The 17,263-nt window shown below is 49.0% G+C and carries 17 protein-coding genes; 3 read left to right on the forward strand and 14 right to left on the reverse strand.

Annotated features, from left to right (window positions below; translation table 11 throughout):
* Positions 1 to 6 precede the first annotated feature (6 nt).
* The 9 genes from OO017_RS05100 to OO017_RS05140 all read right to left on the reverse strand — a co-directional run bounded on the left by OO017_RS05100 (position 7) and on the right by OO017_RS05140 (position 9,899).
* On the reverse strand, positions 7 to 1,152 hold the full coding sequence (locus OO017_RS05100) for an efflux RND transporter periplasmic adaptor subunit (RefSeq protein ID WP_266051373.1): 1,146 nt from the start codon (positions 1,150 to 1,152) through the stop codon (positions 7 to 9).
* A 22-nt stretch (positions 1,153 to 1,174) separates the two neighbouring features.
* Positions 1,175 to 2,476 (reverse strand): TolC family protein, encoded by a 1,302-nt coding sequence (locus tag OO017_RS05105; protein ID WP_266051374.1) that lies wholly within the window; start codon positions 2,474 to 2,476, stop codon positions 1,175 to 1,177.
* 209 nt (positions 2,477 to 2,685) lie between these two features.
* The gene (locus OO017_RS05110; protein WP_266051375.1) at positions 2,686 to 3,258 is read right to left on the reverse strand and encodes a TetR/AcrR family transcriptional regulator; all 573 of its coding nucleotides are present in this window, start codon (positions 3,256 to 3,258) and stop codon (positions 2,686 to 2,688) included.
* 153 nt (positions 3,259 to 3,411) lie between these two features.
* Positions 3,412 to 3,852 carry a hypothetical protein gene (locus OO017_RS05115; protein WP_266051376.1) on the reverse strand — a complete coding sequence of 147 codons (441 nt, stop codon included), beginning with the start codon at positions 3,850 to 3,852 and terminating at the stop codon, positions 3,412 to 3,414.
* Positions 3,853 to 4,073: 221 nt separating this feature from the next.
* Complete coding sequence (locus OO017_RS05120; RefSeq protein ID WP_266051377.1) at positions 4,074 to 4,811, reverse strand: class I SAM-dependent methyltransferase; 738 nt, start codon at positions 4,809 to 4,811, stop codon at positions 4,074 to 4,076.
* 25 nt (positions 4,812 to 4,836) lie between these two features.
* Positions 4,837 to 6,024, reverse strand: coding sequence for a dipeptidase (locus OO017_RS05125; protein WP_266051378.1), 1,188 nt, complete (start codon positions 6,022 to 6,024; stop codon positions 4,837 to 4,839).
* Positions 6,025 to 6,128: 104 nt separating this feature from the next.
* Entirely contained in the window at positions 6,129 to 6,935 is an 807-nt protein-coding gene (locus OO017_RS05130) for an alpha/beta fold hydrolase (RefSeq protein ID WP_266051379.1), read from the reverse strand.
* 104 nt (positions 6,936 to 7,039) lie between these two features.
* Positions 7,040 to 9,319, reverse strand: coding sequence for a S46 family peptidase (locus OO017_RS05135; protein ID WP_266051380.1), 2,280 nt, complete (start codon positions 9,317 to 9,319; stop codon positions 7,040 to 7,042).
* Between the two features lie 229 nt (positions 9,320 to 9,548).
* Entirely contained in the window at positions 9,549 to 9,899 is a 351-nt protein-coding gene (locus tag OO017_RS05140) for a YkvA family protein (RefSeq protein WP_266051381.1), read from the reverse strand.
* Positions 9,900 to 10,199: 300 nt separating this feature from the next.
* Between OO017_RS05140 and OO017_RS05145 the strand changes: the two genes are divergently transcribed.
* Positions 10,200 to 10,745 carry an SRPBCC family protein gene (locus tag OO017_RS05145; RefSeq protein ID WP_266051382.1) on the forward strand — a complete coding sequence of 182 codons (546 nt, stop codon included), beginning with the start codon at positions 10,200 to 10,202 and terminating at the stop codon, positions 10,743 to 10,745.
* 121 nt (positions 10,746 to 10,866) lie between these two features.
* Here OO017_RS05145 and OO017_RS05150 read toward each other — a convergent pair whose 3' ends face one another.
* Positions 10,867 to 12,309 (reverse strand): PhoH family protein, encoded by a 1,443-nt coding sequence (locus tag OO017_RS05150; protein ID WP_266051383.1) that lies wholly within the window; start codon positions 12,307 to 12,309, stop codon positions 10,867 to 10,869.
* Between the two features lie 271 nt (positions 12,310 to 12,580).
* Here OO017_RS05150 and OO017_RS05155 point away from each other — a divergent pair, with 271 nt between their 5' ends.
* Positions 12,581 to 13,087 carry a toxin-antitoxin system YwqK family antitoxin gene (locus OO017_RS05155; RefSeq protein WP_266051384.1) on the forward strand — a complete coding sequence of 169 codons (507 nt, stop codon included), beginning with the start codon at positions 12,581 to 12,583 and terminating at the stop codon, positions 13,085 to 13,087.
* On the opposite strand, the gene OO017_RS05160 is transcribed toward OO017_RS05155, so the two are convergent.
* Positions 13,084 to 13,704, reverse strand: coding sequence for an AlbA family DNA-binding domain-containing protein (locus OO017_RS05160; protein WP_266051385.1), 621 nt, complete (start codon positions 13,702 to 13,704; stop codon positions 13,084 to 13,086). The two genes, OO017_RS05155 and OO017_RS05160, sit on opposite strands and share 4 nt — an antisense overlap.
* 200 nt (positions 13,705 to 13,904) lie before the next feature.
* Positions 13,905 to 14,276: a DUF3127 domain-containing protein gene (locus tag OO017_RS05165; protein ID WP_266051386.1), complete on the reverse strand. Its 372-nt coding sequence runs from the start codon at positions 14,274 to 14,276 to the stop codon at positions 13,905 to 13,907.
* Between the two features lie 176 nt (positions 14,277 to 14,452).
* Between OO017_RS05165 and OO017_RS05170 the strand changes: the two genes are divergently transcribed.
* On the forward strand, positions 14,453 to 15,385 hold the full coding sequence (locus tag OO017_RS05170) for an isoaspartyl peptidase/L-asparaginase family protein (RefSeq protein ID WP_266051387.1): 933 nt from the start codon (positions 14,453 to 14,455) through the stop codon (positions 15,383 to 15,385).
* A gap of 10 nt (positions 15,386 to 15,395) precedes the next feature.
* On the opposite strand, the gene OO017_RS05175 is transcribed toward OO017_RS05170, so the two are convergent.
* Both OO017_RS05175 and OO017_RS05180 read right to left on the reverse strand, forming a co-directional pair.
* Positions 15,396 to 16,028 (reverse strand): HAD family hydrolase, encoded by a 633-nt coding sequence (locus tag OO017_RS05175; protein ID WP_266051388.1) that lies wholly within the window; start codon positions 16,026 to 16,028, stop codon positions 15,396 to 15,398.
* Between the two features lie 77 nt (positions 16,029 to 16,105).
* On the reverse strand, positions 16,106 to 16,999 hold the full coding sequence (locus tag OO017_RS05180; RefSeq protein ID WP_266051390.1) for a cyanophycinase: 894 nt from the start codon (positions 16,997 to 16,999) through the stop codon (positions 16,106 to 16,108).
* Positions 17,000 to 17,263 lie beyond the last annotated feature (264 nt).

A 17,263-nucleotide genomic window follows, 5' to 3' on the forward strand; every position in this document is an offset into this window, starting at 1 on the left:
TAGAAATTACTTCTTGCCTGTGGCCTTCGGCTGGTCCCCTTCCGGAGCGCCTACCTGTACTTTGGCACCCTGGCGAAGCCTCTGAATACCCTCCACTACAATCTGTTGGCCTTCTTTAAGACCCTCGCGTACTACAATGTTGCTATTAAATCTGGTGCCAAGCTCCACGTTCTGTTGCACAGCCGAGTCGCCCTGCACCACGTAGACAAAGAACTCCCCGAGCTGCTCCGAAACGGCCTTGTACGGAATCACGATCTGGTTGCCTATGTCCTGATTCAGCACGTTGAGGTTAACCGTCATGCCCGGTATCAGCTCCTCGTCAGGATTCGGGAATTGCACCCTTACCGTAGTTGTGCCCGACTGGCGCCCGATAGCCCTGTCTATGGCCAACAGTTTACCAGAGTGTGGATAGGTTTCGCCGCTGTTGAGCGTAATGGTAAAGAGAGAGTCTGGCTGATCACCTCTCTGAAATTTACTGAAGCGGGCTATTTCCTGTTCGTTGATGGCAAAGTCCACCGCGATAGGATCCACAGAAGAGATGGTGTTAAGCAAGGGCTGGCCCGGAGATACCTGTGCACCAACCCTAACCTGAGATATACCTATTACACCACTAAACGGAGCATTAATAACGGCATAACCGATATCGGTAGAGGCGCTTTGTACCTGTGCCTCTGCAGACGCAACCTGAGCTTTTGCCGTCTGTACCTCTGTGCGGGCGTAATCTAACTGCTGCTTCGCAATAGCGTCTTTCTCGGCAAGTCTTTCGTAGCGCTCCAGGTCTTTTTGCACGCGGGCAAGGTTAGCTTTAGCGCTTTGAAGGTTTGCCTGCGCCTGCTGCAGGCCCGCCCGGTACTTGCTCTGGTCTATTTCATAGAGCTTCTGGCCTTTCTTTACGCGCTGCCCGTCCTGCACATAAATATTCGTAATGTATCCGGCCACCTGTGGGCGCAGTTCTACCTCCTGTAGCGGTACAACTGTTGCCGGGTAAGTATCTTGGCCCGTAACATTTTCAGCAGCAACTTTATAGGTGGTTACTGGCACGGCCATGGCTGCTGGGTTCATCTGCTGCTGACCGGCATTATCTCCTCCGCAGGATGTAAGTATAGTTGAGCCGAGTATGGCTGAAAGCAGCCAAGCGTTTCTATTTTTCATTCTCTTTGTTTCTGTGATGATGTTATGGGTTGATGTCGATGTTGCCCAGCGCTCTTTGGTAATCGAGCTTGCTTGCCAGCACGTTGTAAAGCGAATTGTAGTAATTCAGTTGCGTGGTGCGCAGCTCCGATTCCGCCACGATGAGGTCAACATAAGCCTTTACTCCCTCATCGTACTGCAGCTTGATGATATCGTACACCTCTTGCGCCATTTCCAGATTTGTCTGCAAGGTGCGCCACTCTGTATAATCGCTCTTATAGTTGGCCAGCGCAGTTTGGTATTCAGTGTTAATGGCTTTTCGGGTATTCTCGATCTCAATATCAAGCCGATCTTCCTGCAGCTGCGCAATCCTCAGGTTTTGAATTCTTCGGGTGCCCTGGAAAATAGGGACAGAAACCCTTAAACCAACGGCTGAGGTGGGGTATGACTGGGAGTAGAGTTTAGAGAACTGATCGTTAAAGAAGAGCCAGTTATAGTTGCCGAAAGCTGAAACCGTAGGCAGGAAGCTCCATTTGTTGTAGGCGGTGTTTAGCTGTAGCAGTTGCTGCTGTGTTTGCAGTTGCTGCAACTCAACCCTGTTCGCGAACTCAATCACCTCTGATGTATCCACCAATACAGCCTGCTCCATTTTATCATAGGCATACACCAACTCTACTTCCTGCTCTATTGGCAACCCCATCAGCTGCTTCAGGTATGCAACTTTTGCCTTAATCCCCTCCTGAGCCCGCTTTATGTCGCTGCGGATGTTAGCCAGGGTAATGGCGGCCCGCTGATAATCGGTTTTATCCACCAGACCCACTTCATACCTGCTTTTGGCATCGTTATACTGCTTTTCCTGGCGGGCCAGATTCACGTTCAGAATCCGGAGCTGCTCCTGCGTAAGCAGTACATCATAGAAGGCCTTGCTTACCTCTACCACCGTGTTAATCTTGGTGTTGAGGGTTTGCTGGTCCAGTTGCAGCCTGCTGAAACGTGCGGCTTTGGATGCTAGTAACAACTCACTGCTGTACAAGGTCTGATTCGCCTCCAACAGCACATTAGACGTATACTTCTGGCCCAGCGTAATGATCTGGTCTCCGAAGGGCTGCTGCTGCAGCTTTATGTTGTGGGTGCCACCATAAGTAGCGTTTAACTGCGGGAACCAGCCCGAAAGGTTTGCTTTTATCTCCCGGTCGCCTATGGCCTCATCCAGCAGGGCCTGCTCCACGGCGGCCCTGTTCTCCAGCGCATAGTCTACGCACTGCTCCAGTGTCAGGCTTTCAGCTGTCGGCGGGGTCGCTGCCTGTCCTAGCGCGAGGCCAGGACTAAACAGAAATCCTAGCATCCAGGGCCTAAAACGTTTTATGAATTTCATTCTATAAAATTGATATACTTGGTGTTGCAAATATGCTTTTATCCTAAGCAGCCTCTATCGAGTAGAAATGTAAAGGTGTCTGCCATGCCGGTTTTCTCATAGTGGTTGATCATGCTGATTTAAGAGTTAAAAAACAAATTGAATGTAAATGGGGAGTCTCGCGTATTGTGAAGCAATGTTTACCTGTTTCGCATGCCGTCCCATAGTATAAGCGGGATCTGCTCCAGCTCACCATCCTGAAGTGTAAGCCTGCCCGAGGCCTGTATCTTTACGGTGGAGATGATGTTGCTATGGGCCAGAGTTCCGAGAATCTTCGGGCTAACTGGTCTGAGATGGCCTTCTTTGATGCCACGCTCAAAAAAGCGGAAAAGCAGCCGGTGAAATTCATCTTTCCCAAACTCATCTTTATTGGTGTTATAAGGCGAGTTAACAAACTGCTCAAAGAAACGCAGTATACTAGGCTTTTCAGTGTAGTAGGTAAAGAGGGCGTACCATAGATTAAAAAAGCACTCTTTAAAGGAGATGTCGGTGCAGTCCTCGTGCTTAACGATTTCGATAACCTGCTGCTGTATGTAGTGGTAGAGCTCACAGATTAGCTTTTCCTTGCTGTCGAAATAATGGTAGATGGTGCCTGCCGCCACACCCGCTCTTTTGGCAACCATGCTCATAGGGGTGCCATGGAATCCTTTCTCTTTGACCAGCTCCAGCATACTTTCAAAAATTGCTCTCTTCTTATCTGCTATGGGTTCCATGTATGGTTGTTAATTGAATGTTCATTCGGTTTGCAAAGATATAGCGGCTCGTTTAAGTGCCAAAAGAATACATTATTTAGCGTAGGAGCAGCTGCACCCTTTTATACTTTGGTTAAATCTTCTGAAGCCTAAAATGTTTAAGCTATTGTAAAATTACGTAGCAGGTTGTTTTTCCTGTAGGCGCTCTATCCAGAAAATCAGAAAAAGCGCGACTAGGTTTATCCCAATATATTTCTGTCCCAGATCAGTCTCTATGCTGAAATGAAAAGAGGATAGGGCTATCCTGAACTTAAAGATCCAGCTGCCAACCAGATCCATGCCTATGCCAACCCTGAGGCCGGCCACATACTGGAAACTAATAGACCCAAAAGAGAAATACAGCACCTGTAGCACCTGATTTACAAGGGAAAGTCGCAGTCCCCGCTTTCGGTTACGGAAAAGTACGCGTCCGCAAAGTATGGAAAACACATACAGCAAACCGGCAAACACCCCCATGCGCAACACCTGCTGGGTCACGGTTATATCGCCGTTCAACATGACCAAAATGGTGAGTACAAGGCCCAACAGGCCACCCAAGATCTGATAAATGGCCATTGCCTTAACCTGGTTGTTGCTGCTCAATGTATTTTATACTTTAGGATGGATGCTGAAGCAACAGGTTTAATTGTAGCTACAACAGTTTGGCAAAAGTAAATAATTTAAGCTTCTAAAACGGTCCTAGGGATAATTTATAAGACGAAAAGTGGCAAGAGCCAGACGAAGAGCAAAAGGATTCAGGCTAACAGCAGCTACAGACAGTGTGGCTAAGCTTCTGATCATACTTGCCCAAGCTGCATAAATACTGGGAAGCGGAGGCCTATGCTCTTATCGGATGGCCACCGGTTTTGTAACAGCCCTTCGAAAGCAGGTATAGGCGATTCACCGTTCTGCCGCAGGTAATGCTGTACGCTGGACCACGAACTTAGGTAGCCTAAAAACTGCTGCCGCGTCCAGTCCACCGCTATATTTAATTCAGGAGTTGTAGTTTCTTTAAATGGGAAAGGAATGGAGGTATACTTTTCGTCGATGTAACGACGCTCCGCATCCCAGTACGGACCTAACGTATGCGCGTAGAACTGCTGAATCAAGTTATTTAGCCCCTCATCATCCGTTTGCAGCAGGCCATAGCCCCAGATCGCCAGCCAACCATGAGGTCTTAACATACGTCGCACTTCCTGGTTAAACTTGTCGAACTGGAACCAGTGCACCGCCTGGGCCACTGTAACCAGATCTATACTTTTGTCGGGTATGGGTGTGCTTTCAGCGGGACAGGTGAGGTAGGAGATATTGGGTAGTTTAGGCGCATGCTGCAGCTGCGCCGCGCTGATGTCAGATGCGTATACTTTTTTATACACTTTTGCCAGCACTGCCGCCACCTGCCCGTTGCCGGTGGCGCAGTCCCAGGCTGTGTCTTTTGGTATGGGCAGGCTGTAAAGGAAATCATACAGCTCCTGCGGGTAATGCGGCCTAAAAGCGGCATAAGCGGCAGCCTGTACAGAGAAATTATCCTTCATTGCCCATCCTTTCTAAAAGTATAGATCAGCCTGCATTGGCTTTGAAAACTCGCAGGAAATTCGCACCGAGAATCTTTTTGATGTCTTCTTCGCTGTAGCCGCGAGCCAGCAGTTCTTTGGTGATTACCGGGAAATCCTGCACACCGTCCAGCTGTTTCGGGGAAGAGGAGATGCCGTCAAAGTCGGAGCCGAGGCCAACGTAATCCACGCCTACCAGCTTCACGATGTGATCCAGGTGGTCCAGGAGCAGGGAGAGGGGAGGGCGCAGGTCCTGGACAGCAACCGGGTAGTTTTCCGCCAGAAAATCCATGATGGCATCGTTCTTCCATCCCTCATTCTTCAGCGAGTCGATCTCGCTCTTGTGCTCTTTCCCGAAGTTATCGATGCGGTTGGTAAACTCAGGATCCAGGAAACCGGAAAAGAAGTTGAGGTGCACAACGCCGCCATTCTTTGCTACTGCTTTGATCTGCTCATCTGTCAGGTTGCGGAATACGGGGTTAATGTCGTGAACACAGCTGTGCGATACCAGCACAGGTTTTTTGGTGACAGCCATTACGTCCCAGAAGGTTTTCTCCCCTACGTGGCTCACGTCCACCATCATGCCCAGCTCGTTCATGCGGTGCACCACTTTTTGCCCGAATTTGGTCAGGCCTTTTTTGGAGTTGGGCAATTTCCCGGAGCTTTCGTCCAGGGCAGAGGTGGCCCAGGGCGTGGAGTTGTTCCAGGTGAGGGTCAGGTAACGGGCACCCCGCTTGTGCAGCTGTTCCAGCTTTTTCAGGTCGCTTTCAATCATGTGGCCGCCTTCCACACCTATCAAAGATGCTAATTTGCCCTCCTGTACCGCCTGCTTTATGTCCTGGGTGTTGTTGGCCAGCATCATTTTGTCAGGGTGGCGCTTCACTATGGCCTGCAGGGAGTCTATCTGCTGGTTGGCATACTTAAATGTGCCGGTTTCATCACTCCATACAGAAAAAAACTGCGCATCCACACCACCTTCCTTAAAGCGCGCCAGGTCGGAGTGCGTTTTTCCGCGGAGGTCCAGAGAAATATCCAGCCCCTCCATCACCGAGATAAGCACATCGTTATGGGTATCAATAAGAATGGCTTCTTTGTGCAGTTGCTTGTAATCCTGTTCCTGTGCCAGTAAAGTATGGCTGCCAAGTGTCAGGCCAATGGCTGCAGCGATGCTTAAGTATGCGTGGGGCTTTTTCATGTATCTGAAGAATAAAGTATAAACGACACCAGCAGTATGCCTGCTCTACCAGTCTTTAGTTTCTTAAATATACTTTTTTTGCCGGAAAATTCGAAATGAAGGATTTATAGAAGTATGGCCTTGATGAAAGCGGCGGACTGACTTAATACTACATACTTGGCTTCGCGGTGAGGAGAATGGCCGATTTCCGGAATAAGGAGCTGCTGCGCCGGCCCCTGCACTTGCGTCTCAATTGCTTCAACCTGGGCTTGGGTCCCATACTCATCAGCCTCTCCCTGGATCACCAGCACCGGGCAACGTATGGATGGCAGGTAATGCTCGATGTTCCAGTTCCTGAAATTTTCTGAAAGCCACGTATCGGCCCAGGCGTGGAATACGTCATCCGTTTTGTCGCCATGGTATTTCTGCAGCTTCTCCGGCAGGTTGGTGGTTTGGTAAGCAGTAACGGCTGCCCGAATCCCTGCTAAGGTCACTTCCTCCACAAATACATGCGCCCCTTCGGTGATGATGCCTGCAATACGGGATTTATATTTTGCCGCCGCTATCAGGGCTATACTTCCGCCATCGGAGTGGCCGAAAAGTATGGCTTTGGTTACCTGAAGCTGCTCCAGTAATTGCTCCAGCACATCCGCCTCTCGCTCAAGGTAATCCTGCCCACGTTTTATACTTTGGAAAGGGGACGATTCACCATAACCCTGCCTGTCGTACACAAGTGCGGAACAGCCTGTTGCCTTCGCCAATTGCTCCGGGAAATCGCGCCATAGTTTGATGCAGCCCAGCGAGTCGTGCAGGAATACCAGTACAGGCTTATCTGCCACTGCCTTAGCACCCGGGTAAAGCCACTTCAGATGCAGGGTGGCCTTTTCTATAAGTATACTTTCTTCTTTGGTTGAGAGGGATTTTTGCGGCATAAAAGTATAAGTATGGTAATAGAACCTGAAATTAGCACCTGGATGTGCTAAAACAAAAATCCCCACCCGGAAAACCGAATGGGGATTTTATACTTGCCGCTAGCTTAGATAGTAGCTTCGGCCTTTTCTTTTTTCTTCTTCTTACGGTCTTTCTTCTTGTCTTTTTGGGATGGCTCCTTTTTGCGTGCATCCACCTGCGGCAGGCCGGATGTATCATCCGTCACCAGCGTCATTTCCTCTATCAGGTGACCGGCGCCGGCAAATTTGTCCACGATGAACAGCATGTAGCGCACATCCACCGAAATGTTACGCACCTGGTCCGGGTTGTACACGATGTCGCTCATAGTCCCTTCCCAGTTACGGTCGAAGTTGGTGCCGATCAGCTGTCCGTTGGCGTTGATTACAGGTGAGCCGGAGTTACCACCTGTAGTATGGTTAGACGCGATGAAAGCCACTGGCATTTTGCCGTTCACACCATAGCGGCCGTAATCCTTCTTCTCGTATAGTTCACGCAGCCTGGCCGGGATGGCATAATCCTCGGCTATGCCGGAGGCGGCTTTCTCCATCACGCCTTCCAGGGTAGTGTAGTAAGTATAATGCACCCCATCGATCGGGTTGTAAGGCTCCACTTTACCGTAAGCTACGCGCAAGGTAGAATTGGCATCCGGGTAAAACGTCTTGTCCTGCTGCATCTCGCGGAGCCCCGCTACATACGTGCGGTACAGCAGGCTCAAGTTATCGTTCACAGAAGTATACGTTGGCATTACATTAACGCGGTAATAATCTGCCACACTGCTGGCCAGCGCAAAAGCCGGGTCGTTCTTAATGGCGTCTTTCCCTTTCTTCGCATCTGCCAAAACGCTCTTCACGCCAGCCTCTGAGGCAAAGGCAGACTTGGCGAATACATCCTCCGCATACTTGGCGAAGTCGCCTTTATACTTGCTGCGCACCATGTTAAAGATCTCCGGGTGCAGTTTCTGGTCGATGTTGTTGTAGTACAGACTCAGCAGGGCGGCAAACACCTTCTTGTCTGACGGGGCATTGTAGTCTTTAAAGAAATCCGCTGCATACTTCTCCAGCTTCACCACCTGTGCGTCAATATCGCTCTGAGGCGCTTTTTTAGCCAGCATGCTCTGCAGCGTGGTAAAGTTGTTGGCCAGTTTCACGATCTCAACACCATATACGGCTTCGTTGATGTAATCGCGAGAGATAGTGATGCCTTCCAGCGCCTTGTAGTTCTTGTCGAACTCAGCTAGCAGGTTGCCATACTTCTGTTGGCGCGATGCGTCGGTAGCCACCCACTGCGCGAATTGCTGCTCCAACTCCTCCTTTTCGGCTATGGCGTTTGCCTTCTGTATACCGCGGTTCTCACCGATCCACTTTTTCCAGTAGTTGGCGATGCTGGCATACTTGGCGGCATACTTAATGCGCACCTCATCAGAGGCTTTCATGTCCTTGTCCAGGATATTCAGCTTGGTCTCGCGGATGTTGATCTTGGCAGGGTTAGATACCTCGTAAATCTCCCTCACGGCCTGTGACGTCAGGTACTCGTTCGTACGCCCCGGGAAGCCGAACACCATGGTAAAGTCACCTTCCTTAACCCCATTCAGGGAGATTGGCAGGTGATGCTTTGGCTTGTAAGGCTTGTTCTCAGGAGAATACTCTGCTGGCTCGTTGTTAGGGCCGGCGTATACACGGAACAGGGAGAAGTCGCCGGTATGGCGAGGCCACATCCAGTTATCCGTATCACCACCGAACTTTCCGATAGATGATGGCGGTGCCCCCACCAGGCGCACGTCCTTAAACGTCTCGGTGACGTACATATAGTACTCGTTGCCATAGAAGAACGGCTTGATCACGGCGTTGTAATGTGTGCCGGCAGTGGCCTCCTTGCTTACCTTGGACATGTTGCGCTGGATAATGGATTCGCGCTCCGCCTCGGTTTTAGCACCTTCTGTGCCTGCCATTACCTGCTTGGTCACATCTTCCATACGCACGATAAAAGTGGCGGTAAGACCAGGGTTCGGCAGCTCCTGCTCCCGATTCATGGCCCAGAAGCCCTCTGTCAGGTAGTCGTTCTCCACGGTGCTGTGCTGCTGCACCTGGCCGTAGCCGCAGTGGTGGTTGGTTAGCAGCAGGCCCTCTGGTGAGATCATTTCGCCGGTGCAAAAGCCTCCGAAAGAAACGATTGCATCTTTCAGGCTCGACTGGTTGACATTGTAAATGTCATCGGCCGTGAGCTTCATGCCCTTGTTCTGCATCTCTGCTTCGTTCAGCTGTTTCAACAGCATCGGCAGCCACATGCCCTCATCCGGGCGAGCGGTAGTTATGCCAATGCTCAGTAAAGCAGCCGCAAAAAAAGATAATATGCGTTTACTGATCATGTGATAAGTATAGATTGGTTTTTGTTTTTAACCCTTAAAGTTAACCATTTTTAGCCGATGATGTATGGGCAGGCATTAAAAGTGATTATAGGAGCAGGAGAGACGGCATGCTTAGTTCTGGAAGAAGCTGTTTTGTACTTATAAACCGAGCGAGATTTAATTAAAGAGGCATCCTGGTTGCTCAGGATGCCTCTTTAAACGTGTAATAGTTGTTAAGTTGAAAAACTGGTCAGAAACGGCCGATGTTCTCGTAGCTTGTATGGACTTCCCATTCGCGGTACTTCGTTATTTCCTTGCTAAAGGCATCCACAAACCAGGCCATTAGGCTTATGTCATCCATCAGGCCAATAACAGGTATAAAATCCGGGATAATGTCGAGGGGTGTAACCAGATAGAGCAGCACGGCCACCCCGATTACCATCGATTTTTTTGAGATGTCCCTGTAATCGCCCCGCACATAGGCCCTGACCATCCGCATGAAGGTCATCATGAGGTTCTTTAGCTGCTGAAACCCCGATTCGGTGTCGTTTACATCCACCAGTTTATTGTACGCTGTTGTAAGCAGAAGCCCAATTTTCATGGGCTTGGAAAGTAACGCCCCGGCTTTGCCTGCAAACCTCTTGAAAATAGGGTTCTGGGAGTACTTATATCCTTTCTGTATCCAATCTTGTAGCATATAGCATCTTCTATTTAATATCTTTTAATCCACTGTACGTGTATCGCCTGTTAAAAGCTGCCTCTTGGCAGGCAGGCTGTTGTTGCTGCATAAAATTATGATAAATAATTAAACCTTAAACGCTTGTTTTGGTCAGGAATGCTCCTTAAAATTGATGCATAATTGCCTGCTTATAATACAAGCCTATACTTTCAACCAGATTTTATGAAATTGCTCAGATATGTGCTGATTGCGCTGCCGCTTGGTGCAGCTGCCATTTATGGTGCTTCCTACTTTCTGCCAACTGAGATTGAGGTGCAACAGGCTGTTTACCTGCAGCTTCCGGCGGAGGAGGTGTATCCCTACCTGAACAACCCCGCCAAGTGGCAGGAGTGGAGCCTGCTGAATAAGGAAAATGACCCAAGTATGATTCATCTCTACGGCGGACCAATGCAGGGCAAAGGCGCTCGACTTGAGTGGAGCGGCGACAAAGTAGGCAACGGACAGATCCTCCTGACCGAAAGCACCCAGCCCAACACCATAGCATACCGACAGTCAGCACCGGATAATGCATCCGCCATACTTGGCACTTTTATACTTATACCAACCAAAGGCGGCACAAACGTAGTATGGCGGCAGCAAACGGTTTTGCCGCAATCTTCTCTGGCCAAGCTGCATGGTGTGCTCCGGAAGTATAAAATGAAGCAGGAGGCCGAACAGGGATTGCAGGGGCTACAGAAGCTATTGGGAGTTAAAGGGTTAAAGAGTTAGAGAATCTATATAAAACTTCGACGGTTTTTTTTAAAACAACCACTGCTGAATGCTCTCACCTACGATGGCTTTGTTACAAACTCAGTAACTCCTAAACTCTATAACCCACAAACTCCTAAACTTATAACAGTTCATTGGCAAGATTTGCCAGCTCCGAGCGTTCGCCTTTTTGCAGGGTAATATGCGCATAGAGTGGGTGGTTGCGAGCGCGGTCTATCAGGTAGGAAAGGCCGTTACTCTGCGAATCGAGGTAGGGTGTGTCTATCTGGTAAATATCGCCTGTAAAAATGATCTTGGTGTTCTCTCCGGCCCTGGAAATAATTGTTTTTACCTCATGCGGCGTCAGGTTCTGCGCCTCATCCACTATAAAGAAAATGTTGGACAGGCTACGCCCGCGAATATAAGCCAGCGGTGTGATCATCAGTTTCTCCAACTCTACCATCTCACGCAGCCGCTGGTATTCCTTGCTCGTTTCCGGGTACTGGTTCTGTATGTACTTCAGGTTATCCCAAAGCGGCTCCATGTAGGGGTTCAGCTTCGATTTGATATCGCCAGGCAAGTAACCAATGTCCTTGTTGCTGAGGGGCACGACGGGTCGCGCCAGGTAAATCTGCTTGTACTCACGGCGTTGCTCGAGGGCGCTGGCCAGGGCCAGCAGCGTTTTGCCTGTACCGGCTACTCCCTGCACACTGATTAGCTTTATGTGCGGGTTGGTGAGCGCATGCAGGGCAAAGGCCTGCTCCGCGTTACGGGGCTTTATACCATAGGCCGTTTGTTTGTCCACCCGCTCCAGCCGCTTCTCTGCAATGTTGTAAAAGGCAAGTACAGAATTTTTAAAGCTCTTCAACACAAAGAAGTGATTGTCAGTAGGTGGTGCAGGCAGCACTTTCTCCGCATCGCAGAAGCCATGCTCATAGAGTTCGTTCACCGCTCCGGCAGCCACGTCTTCCAGGGTGTCGCAGCCGGTATACAGGTCAGCCACATCCTGTATCTTGCCGGTCTCATAATCTTCGGAAATTATGTTCAGGGAACGGGCCTTAAGACGCAGGTTAATGTCTTTCGTGACCAGCACGACTTTATTGCCGGGCTTGTCCTGCTGTAGTTTTAGAGCTGAGTTGAGGATGTGGTGGTCGTTCTTATCTCCAAAGATATTGATAGCATCGACCCCGGAGATAGTGTTGTTCATCAGTACTTTAAAACTGCCTTTGTTCCTCCCGTTCAAAGGGATCCAATCCTGCAACTTATGCTCTGAGGATAGTTTGTCGATGAAGCGGATAAACTCACGCGCCTCGAAGTTCTTGATGTCGTTGCCTTTCTTAAAGTTATCCAGCTCCTCTAAAACCGTAATGGGTATGGCCACGTCATGCTCCTGAAAGTTCTTCACGGCGCTGTGGTCGTAGAGAATGACGGAGGTGTCCAACACAAAAATTTTCTTGCTGTGATTGTCTAGCGGTGGTAGTTTAGCAGCAGAGACTTTTGCGGGTTTATTGTTACTGCCGGCTGCTTTACGGGTAGTTTTGCTGGTGGTGCCAGCTATACTGGTTTCGGGCGATGCTTTAGGCATAAGCGTGGGGGTTTGGGTGAAACCTTGATTTAGAAGCTGTATTGCGCTGATGCTCCTGTTTACGTTTTAATTACAAGCATGGCTGAATTCCGCGTCCCACACTTCCTCAGCTTTTTAAGTGCTTCAGCCGCTATAAATTTACACTTTACTATATAGTGTTGGTTCTTAATAAATTATACTTGAGAGAGGTGGATAACTAAATATTTAGTTATACGTAAAAATTTTATACATTGCTCCGTAAAGGATACATTAGGGACTTTAATCATACTTTATGAAGTTGGTATACTACGCTTTCCTTTTCCTGCTGCTTTCGCTGTGGCCTTTAGCAGTAAACGGACAGGAAAAGGTTTTTGCAGAGGAGAAACCAAAGAAACATGGCTTCTTATTCTTCAGGATTAACCGGTTCGATAAGGAGGGGAAATACCATGGTCGCTGGAAAGTATACTTTGGGGAGGATGAGCAAGTGATCCGGAACGGGCGCTTCAGACATGGCGTGGAGGTTGGCAAGTGGAAGTATTACTACCCGGACGGCACCCCTTACATGCTTGAGAAGTATAACCGCCGGAACAATATAATACTAGTGGAAAAGTTCCATGAAAACGGTAACCTAGCCCGAAAAGGTACTGCCCGATTGATAAGAACCCCCACCAGGGATCACTACTTCTGGTTCGGGGAGTGGCAGGTGTATGACGAATCGGGCAGCTTCTCCCACACCGAAACCTATAAAAGCGGAAACCTGGTTAGCAGCACCAAAGGGAGTAAAGAGGTCAGAGATTAAACCAAAGTATAAAAGTCTTCTTTTTCTTTATCGTGGAGCAGGATGTAACCGTGGATGACAAGTTTAACCAAGGTGCGGTAGGCGCGTCGCTCAGATAGGTTGGCCAGCTTCATAAACTGCCTTACCGTGATACGCGGGTGCAGCCGCAGGTACTCCAGCAAGGTTTCCTCATGGCGGTTGAGGGGGAGGGGCTCGAACTGCTCCGGAGCCTGATGCAAGGCTTTATTCACCATCTTACTCGTTTGCACGCTGGTGTCTTTCACGCGCACGAAGCCGCGCCAGTCATCCTCCTTCAGCTTGGCAAAGTGTGGTTTGTGCATACTTTCCGGCACCGTTACCTTCAGCACCACCCTGTCGTCCTGGTCTATCTCCTCGTAAAGCAAATGCACCGGTGGGTCGCAGTAAAAGTCTGCTGCCAGCTGCAAGGTATGTTTTTCCTCTTCAGGATCCACGCCGCAGACGTAGCCATTATCTTTAACGCCCACTAATATCACTCCGCCACGTGTATTGGCAAAAGAAACCAGTGTTCTTGAGATTTTCTCGGGTTTGGTAATACGCTGCTTAAAGTCAACGGTGTCATTTTCGCCTTCCCAGATAAGGCGCTGTAGCTCGTCCATAGTAGTAGGTAGGGTGCTGTAAGTATAACCAAGGAATAAGTGCGTTTGTTTCGCTTGCAGGGTTCTGCCTAAGCAGCTTTACTCTATATCAATATACTGATTTTTCCTGATCAGACGCATACATTTACCTAAAACAAAAAGCGAGCCTTGTTGGGCCCGCTTTATACTTTATCTGCAGCAAAAAAGCTACCGTTTATACTTTAGAAAGGAAGGTCGTTGTCTGCGTCGCTGCTGTAGAACGAAGGAGCGTCTTGCTGAGGCGCAGCAGCACCAGGGGCGCCACCGAACTCATTACCGGCAGGTTCCATTCTCCAGGCTTGCAGGTTTGTGAAGTACATGGTCTGGCCGTTCTTTGTGAATGGCTTACCTGTCAGGTTAAAGGTAACTTTCACCTCATCACCGTTCTTATAGGAGTCAAGCAGGCTGCATTTGTCCTGCGTCAGCTGAAACTTCACGTACTGCGTGTAAGAGCCATCCGGAATCTCCAGCACAAACTCGCGCTTTCTGAATTTGTCGCTGATCTGTTGCTCATCAAAGATTTCGTACAGCTTACCTTGGATATCAAAAGACATAATCAATAAGTTAATTGGTTGTTTTTACTATAGACAAAGATAACTGTTTTTCCCCGGATTTAGGTCCATACCCTCGGCTCAATTGCACAAAAAATTCGTAATAAAAAAGGCCGCCTGAACAGCCGCTGCACAATCGGCGTAGAGGGTAGCTACAAAAGTATAAACAGCAAACAAACATGCAGAAAACAGCGATAGCCATACATGGCGGGGCAGGAACCATCACGCAATCATCCTTAACAGCAGAGCAGGACAAAGCTTACAGAGCAGCTTTACAGGAGGCCGTGGAAGCCGGAAGCAACGTGCTGGAGCAGGATGGTACGGCACTAGAGGCGGTGGAACTGGCCGTGGTGCACCTCGAGGACTCGCCTTTGTTTAACGCGGGCAGGGGATCGGTGTTCACCAAAGAGGGAAAGCATGAGATGGACGCGGCCATTATGTGCGGCAAAACACTGGAAGCCGGTGCCATAGCTGGTGTCAGAAGTATAAAAAACCCCATTAAACTTGCCGCTGCCATCATGCAGCACTCGGACCATGTGATGCTAAGCGGCTACGGCGCAGAGGAGTTTGCACTGGCTTACGGGCTGGAGTTTGCACCGGAAAAATATTTCTTCGACAAGTATAGGTATGAGCAATGGAGCGAGGTGCGCGACTCCGATATCTTTATGCTGGACCACACGGAGCAACGGGATGAGAAATTCGGGACGGTGGGAGCCGTGGCTGTAGACAAGGCGGGCAATGTAGCCGCTGCCACCTCCACGGGCGGCATGACGAACAAGCGTTACAACCGCGTCGGGGATACGCCAATCATAGGCTCCGGCACCTATGCCAACAACCGCACCTGCGCCATCTCCTGCACCGGCCATGGCGAATACTTTATGCGAGCGGTAGTGGCCTACGATGTTTCTTGTTTGATGGAGTACAAAGGTTATACTTTGCAACAGGCTTGTGATGAGGTGGTGCTGAAAAAACTGGTGCAATTCGGTGGTGAGGGAGGCCTTATAGCCGTGACAGCTACCGGGGAGATTGCCTTACCCTTTAACTCCGAGGGGATGTACCGTGCCAGTAAGAGAGGGCAGGATGAAACCTTCGTCGGTATCTATAAACGCTAAAGCAATGCGGTTATACTTTGTTTTGCGCGATCAGCTCTTTCAGCTGCCCGAAATCCACTATGCTATGCGAGGCACCGGAGCTAAACGCTCCGTCTTTGGTGTACAGTACCGTACGAATGCCAAGCTCTCTGCCCGCTTTTAATTCCGACTCCGGATCGTCGCCGATAACCATTACTTCTGTGGTTTTATACTTGTAACGCTCCAGAATACTCTGGAAAATGTCTTTTTTGGTTTGATTAGTTTTACTGGGGTCTACAATGTGCACCTCCTCAAAATATTCTCTAATGCCAAGGTTCTCAACTTTGCTTTGCTGCATTTTGGTATATCCTGTTGTCACCAGGAATCTTTTATAAGGTAAGGCTCTCACTTCAGCAAAATCTGGGAAAGGTGGTATATCTTTCTCATAAACCAGGTCCTGCAATATCCTGTCACCCTTTTCTGTAAGCTGTTCGCTGAATGCATACTCCTTGGCCACTTTCTGGAATGGCTTCCGCATCATGTCCCGCTTTATGTCCTCAAAATCACCCTCATAGTCATTCCTTTCCCTGATCAAATCAAAAAGAGGTTGAAATAGCTCATCTCCAATCGAAGGAACGGGAAAGACTGTGTTGTCGAGGTCTAGTATGAGGGCTTTTATGCTCATGCTTTTATATGTGGTGTTTTATGGATGATGATTACGAAACAAAGCATAAATCAGGCTGCGGTAAGCTCTTTTACTTTTTAGCGGTTAAGCTCCTGCAGTTGGGCATAGTGGTAGGCTTCTTCGTTCTGGTAAAAGATGCGGGCGTTCATGTCGAAGAGGTTGCCTTTAGCCAATACGTGCATCACCATATGGTCTATGGCTACCGGGCGGCCTGGCTCCACGTCCCTGATATTGGTATACTTTACTTCATGGCCATCCACAATCACTACCAGGTTGGAGCCTATGGTTTCAATCATATGGCCCTCGGTTATCAATACCCCCGTATCCTCGCCAAGGCCAACCCCAATCGTTTTAGGGTGTGTCACCACCGCTTCCATCAGGCGTCCGAACCTGCCCCTAATTACAAAATGGGTATCGATGATCACACCATCCAGAAAATGTAGCCCTCGCCCCATCTTAATCGCTCCCTTCAGTAGTGATTCGGTTGCGCTGCCGCCCTTTATCATCTCTTTAGACATGGCCATGGCTCCCGCGCTGGTACCGGCAATTATAAAATCTTCGTTTTGATAGCGTTGCTTGAGTATTTCCAGAATTTCGGTATCCAGAAACATGCGCGTAATACGCGACTGGTCACCGCCACTGAACATAATGCCGTCGCACTCGCGCACCCGCTTAATGTACTCCGGGTTAAGGGCATCCTCTTCGGTACGGATATGCATGAGCTGCACATTTTCAATCCCCAGGATGCCGAAGGCACTCATATAGCGCTCCCCAACTTCCTCGGGAATCATGGAGGCGGTGGTAACCACCTCGATGTGCGGTTTTTTGGCCGGAATCTCCTTCAGGAAACGCTTCAGTATGCCCAGCTCAAAAAAGTCGAGGTAGTACTTCTTCTTAGATTTTGGGTTCGGGTAACTGCCTTTGTCTTCGTTACCACCTACTGCAATCAGTTTTCCTTTAGGTGTATTCACGGGTGATTTTATAGGTTAATTTATTCTTAGAATTATTCTGTAACAAAATTGCAAACCAATGCTTGTACAGTAAGAGTACCGCTTTTAGCTAATTTCGTTTCACTTTAAACAAAGTATGATGCCTGGTGCAACACTAAAACAGCAAGTATGCAAAGGACCATATGCCGCTATATATGTTTTATTATATTTAGCATAGCAACAACCAGCATTTTGTGCATGTTGACAAATAAAAAATGATATAGCTAAACCCACCCTGCATCAGGC

This window comes from Pontibacter anaerobius (assembly GCF_026241195.1).
GTDB lineage: Bacteria > Bacteroidota > Bacteroidia > Cytophagales > Hymenobacteraceae > Pontibacter > Pontibacter anaerobius.

Excerpts from the sequence above, each read along its gene's own strand:
- OO017_RS05100 (WP_266051373.1), bottom strand. The coding sequence starts at position 1,152 with ATGAAAAATAGAAACGCTTGGCTGCTTTCAGCCATACTCGGCTCAACT.
- OO017_RS05105 (WP_266051374.1), bottom strand. The coding sequence starts at position 2,476 with ATGCTAGGATTTCTGTTTAGTCCTGGCCTCGCGCTAGGACAGGCAGCG.
- OO017_RS05110 (WP_266051375.1), bottom strand. The coding sequence starts at position 3,258 with ATGGAACCCATAGCAGATAAGAAGAGAGCAATTTTTGAAAGTATGCTG.
- OO017_RS05115 (WP_266051376.1), bottom strand. The coding sequence starts at position 3,852 with ATGGCCATTTATCAGATCTTGGGTGGCCTGTTGGGCCTTGTACTCACC.
- OO017_RS05120 (WP_266051377.1), bottom strand. The coding sequence starts at position 4,811 with ATGAAGGATAATTTCTCTGTACAGGCTGCCGCTTATGCCGCTTTTAGG.
- OO017_RS05125 (WP_266051378.1), bottom strand. The coding sequence starts at position 6,024 with ATGAAAAAGCCCCACGCATACTTAAGCATCGCTGCAGCCATTGGCCTG.
- OO017_RS05130 (WP_266051379.1), bottom strand. The coding sequence starts at position 6,935 with ATGCCGCAAAAATCCCTCTCAACCAAAGAAGAAAGTATACTTATAGAA.
- OO017_RS05135 (WP_266051380.1), bottom strand. The coding sequence starts at position 9,319 with ATGATCAGTAAACGCATATTATCTTTTTTTGCGGCTGCTTTACTGAGC.
- OO017_RS05140 (WP_266051381.1), bottom strand. The coding sequence starts at position 9,899 with ATGAAAATTGGGCTTCTGCTTACAACAGCGTACAATAAACTGGTGGAT.
- OO017_RS05145 (WP_266051382.1), top strand. The coding sequence starts at position 10,200 with ATGAAATTGCTCAGATATGTGCTGATTGCGCTGCCGCTTGGTGCAGCT.
- OO017_RS05150 (WP_266051383.1), bottom strand. The coding sequence starts at position 12,309 with ATGCCTAAAGCATCGCCCGAAACCAGTATAGCTGGCACCACCAGCAAA.
- OO017_RS05155 (WP_266051384.1), top strand. The coding sequence starts at position 12,581 with ATGAAGTTGGTATACTACGCTTTCCTTTTCCTGCTGCTTTCGCTGTGG.
- OO017_RS05160 (WP_266051385.1), bottom strand. The coding sequence starts at position 13,704 with ATGGACGAGCTACAGCGCCTTATCTGGGAAGGCGAAAATGACACCGTT.
- OO017_RS05165 (WP_266051386.1), bottom strand. The coding sequence starts at position 14,276 with ATGTCTTTTGATATCCAAGGTAAGCTGTACGAAATCTTTGATGAGCAA.
- OO017_RS05170 (WP_266051387.1), top strand. The coding sequence starts at position 14,453 with ATGCAGAAAACAGCGATAGCCATACATGGCGGGGCAGGAACCATCACG.
- OO017_RS05175 (WP_266051388.1), bottom strand. The coding sequence starts at position 16,028 with ATGAGCATAAAAGCCCTCATACTAGACCTCGACAACACAGTCTTTCCC.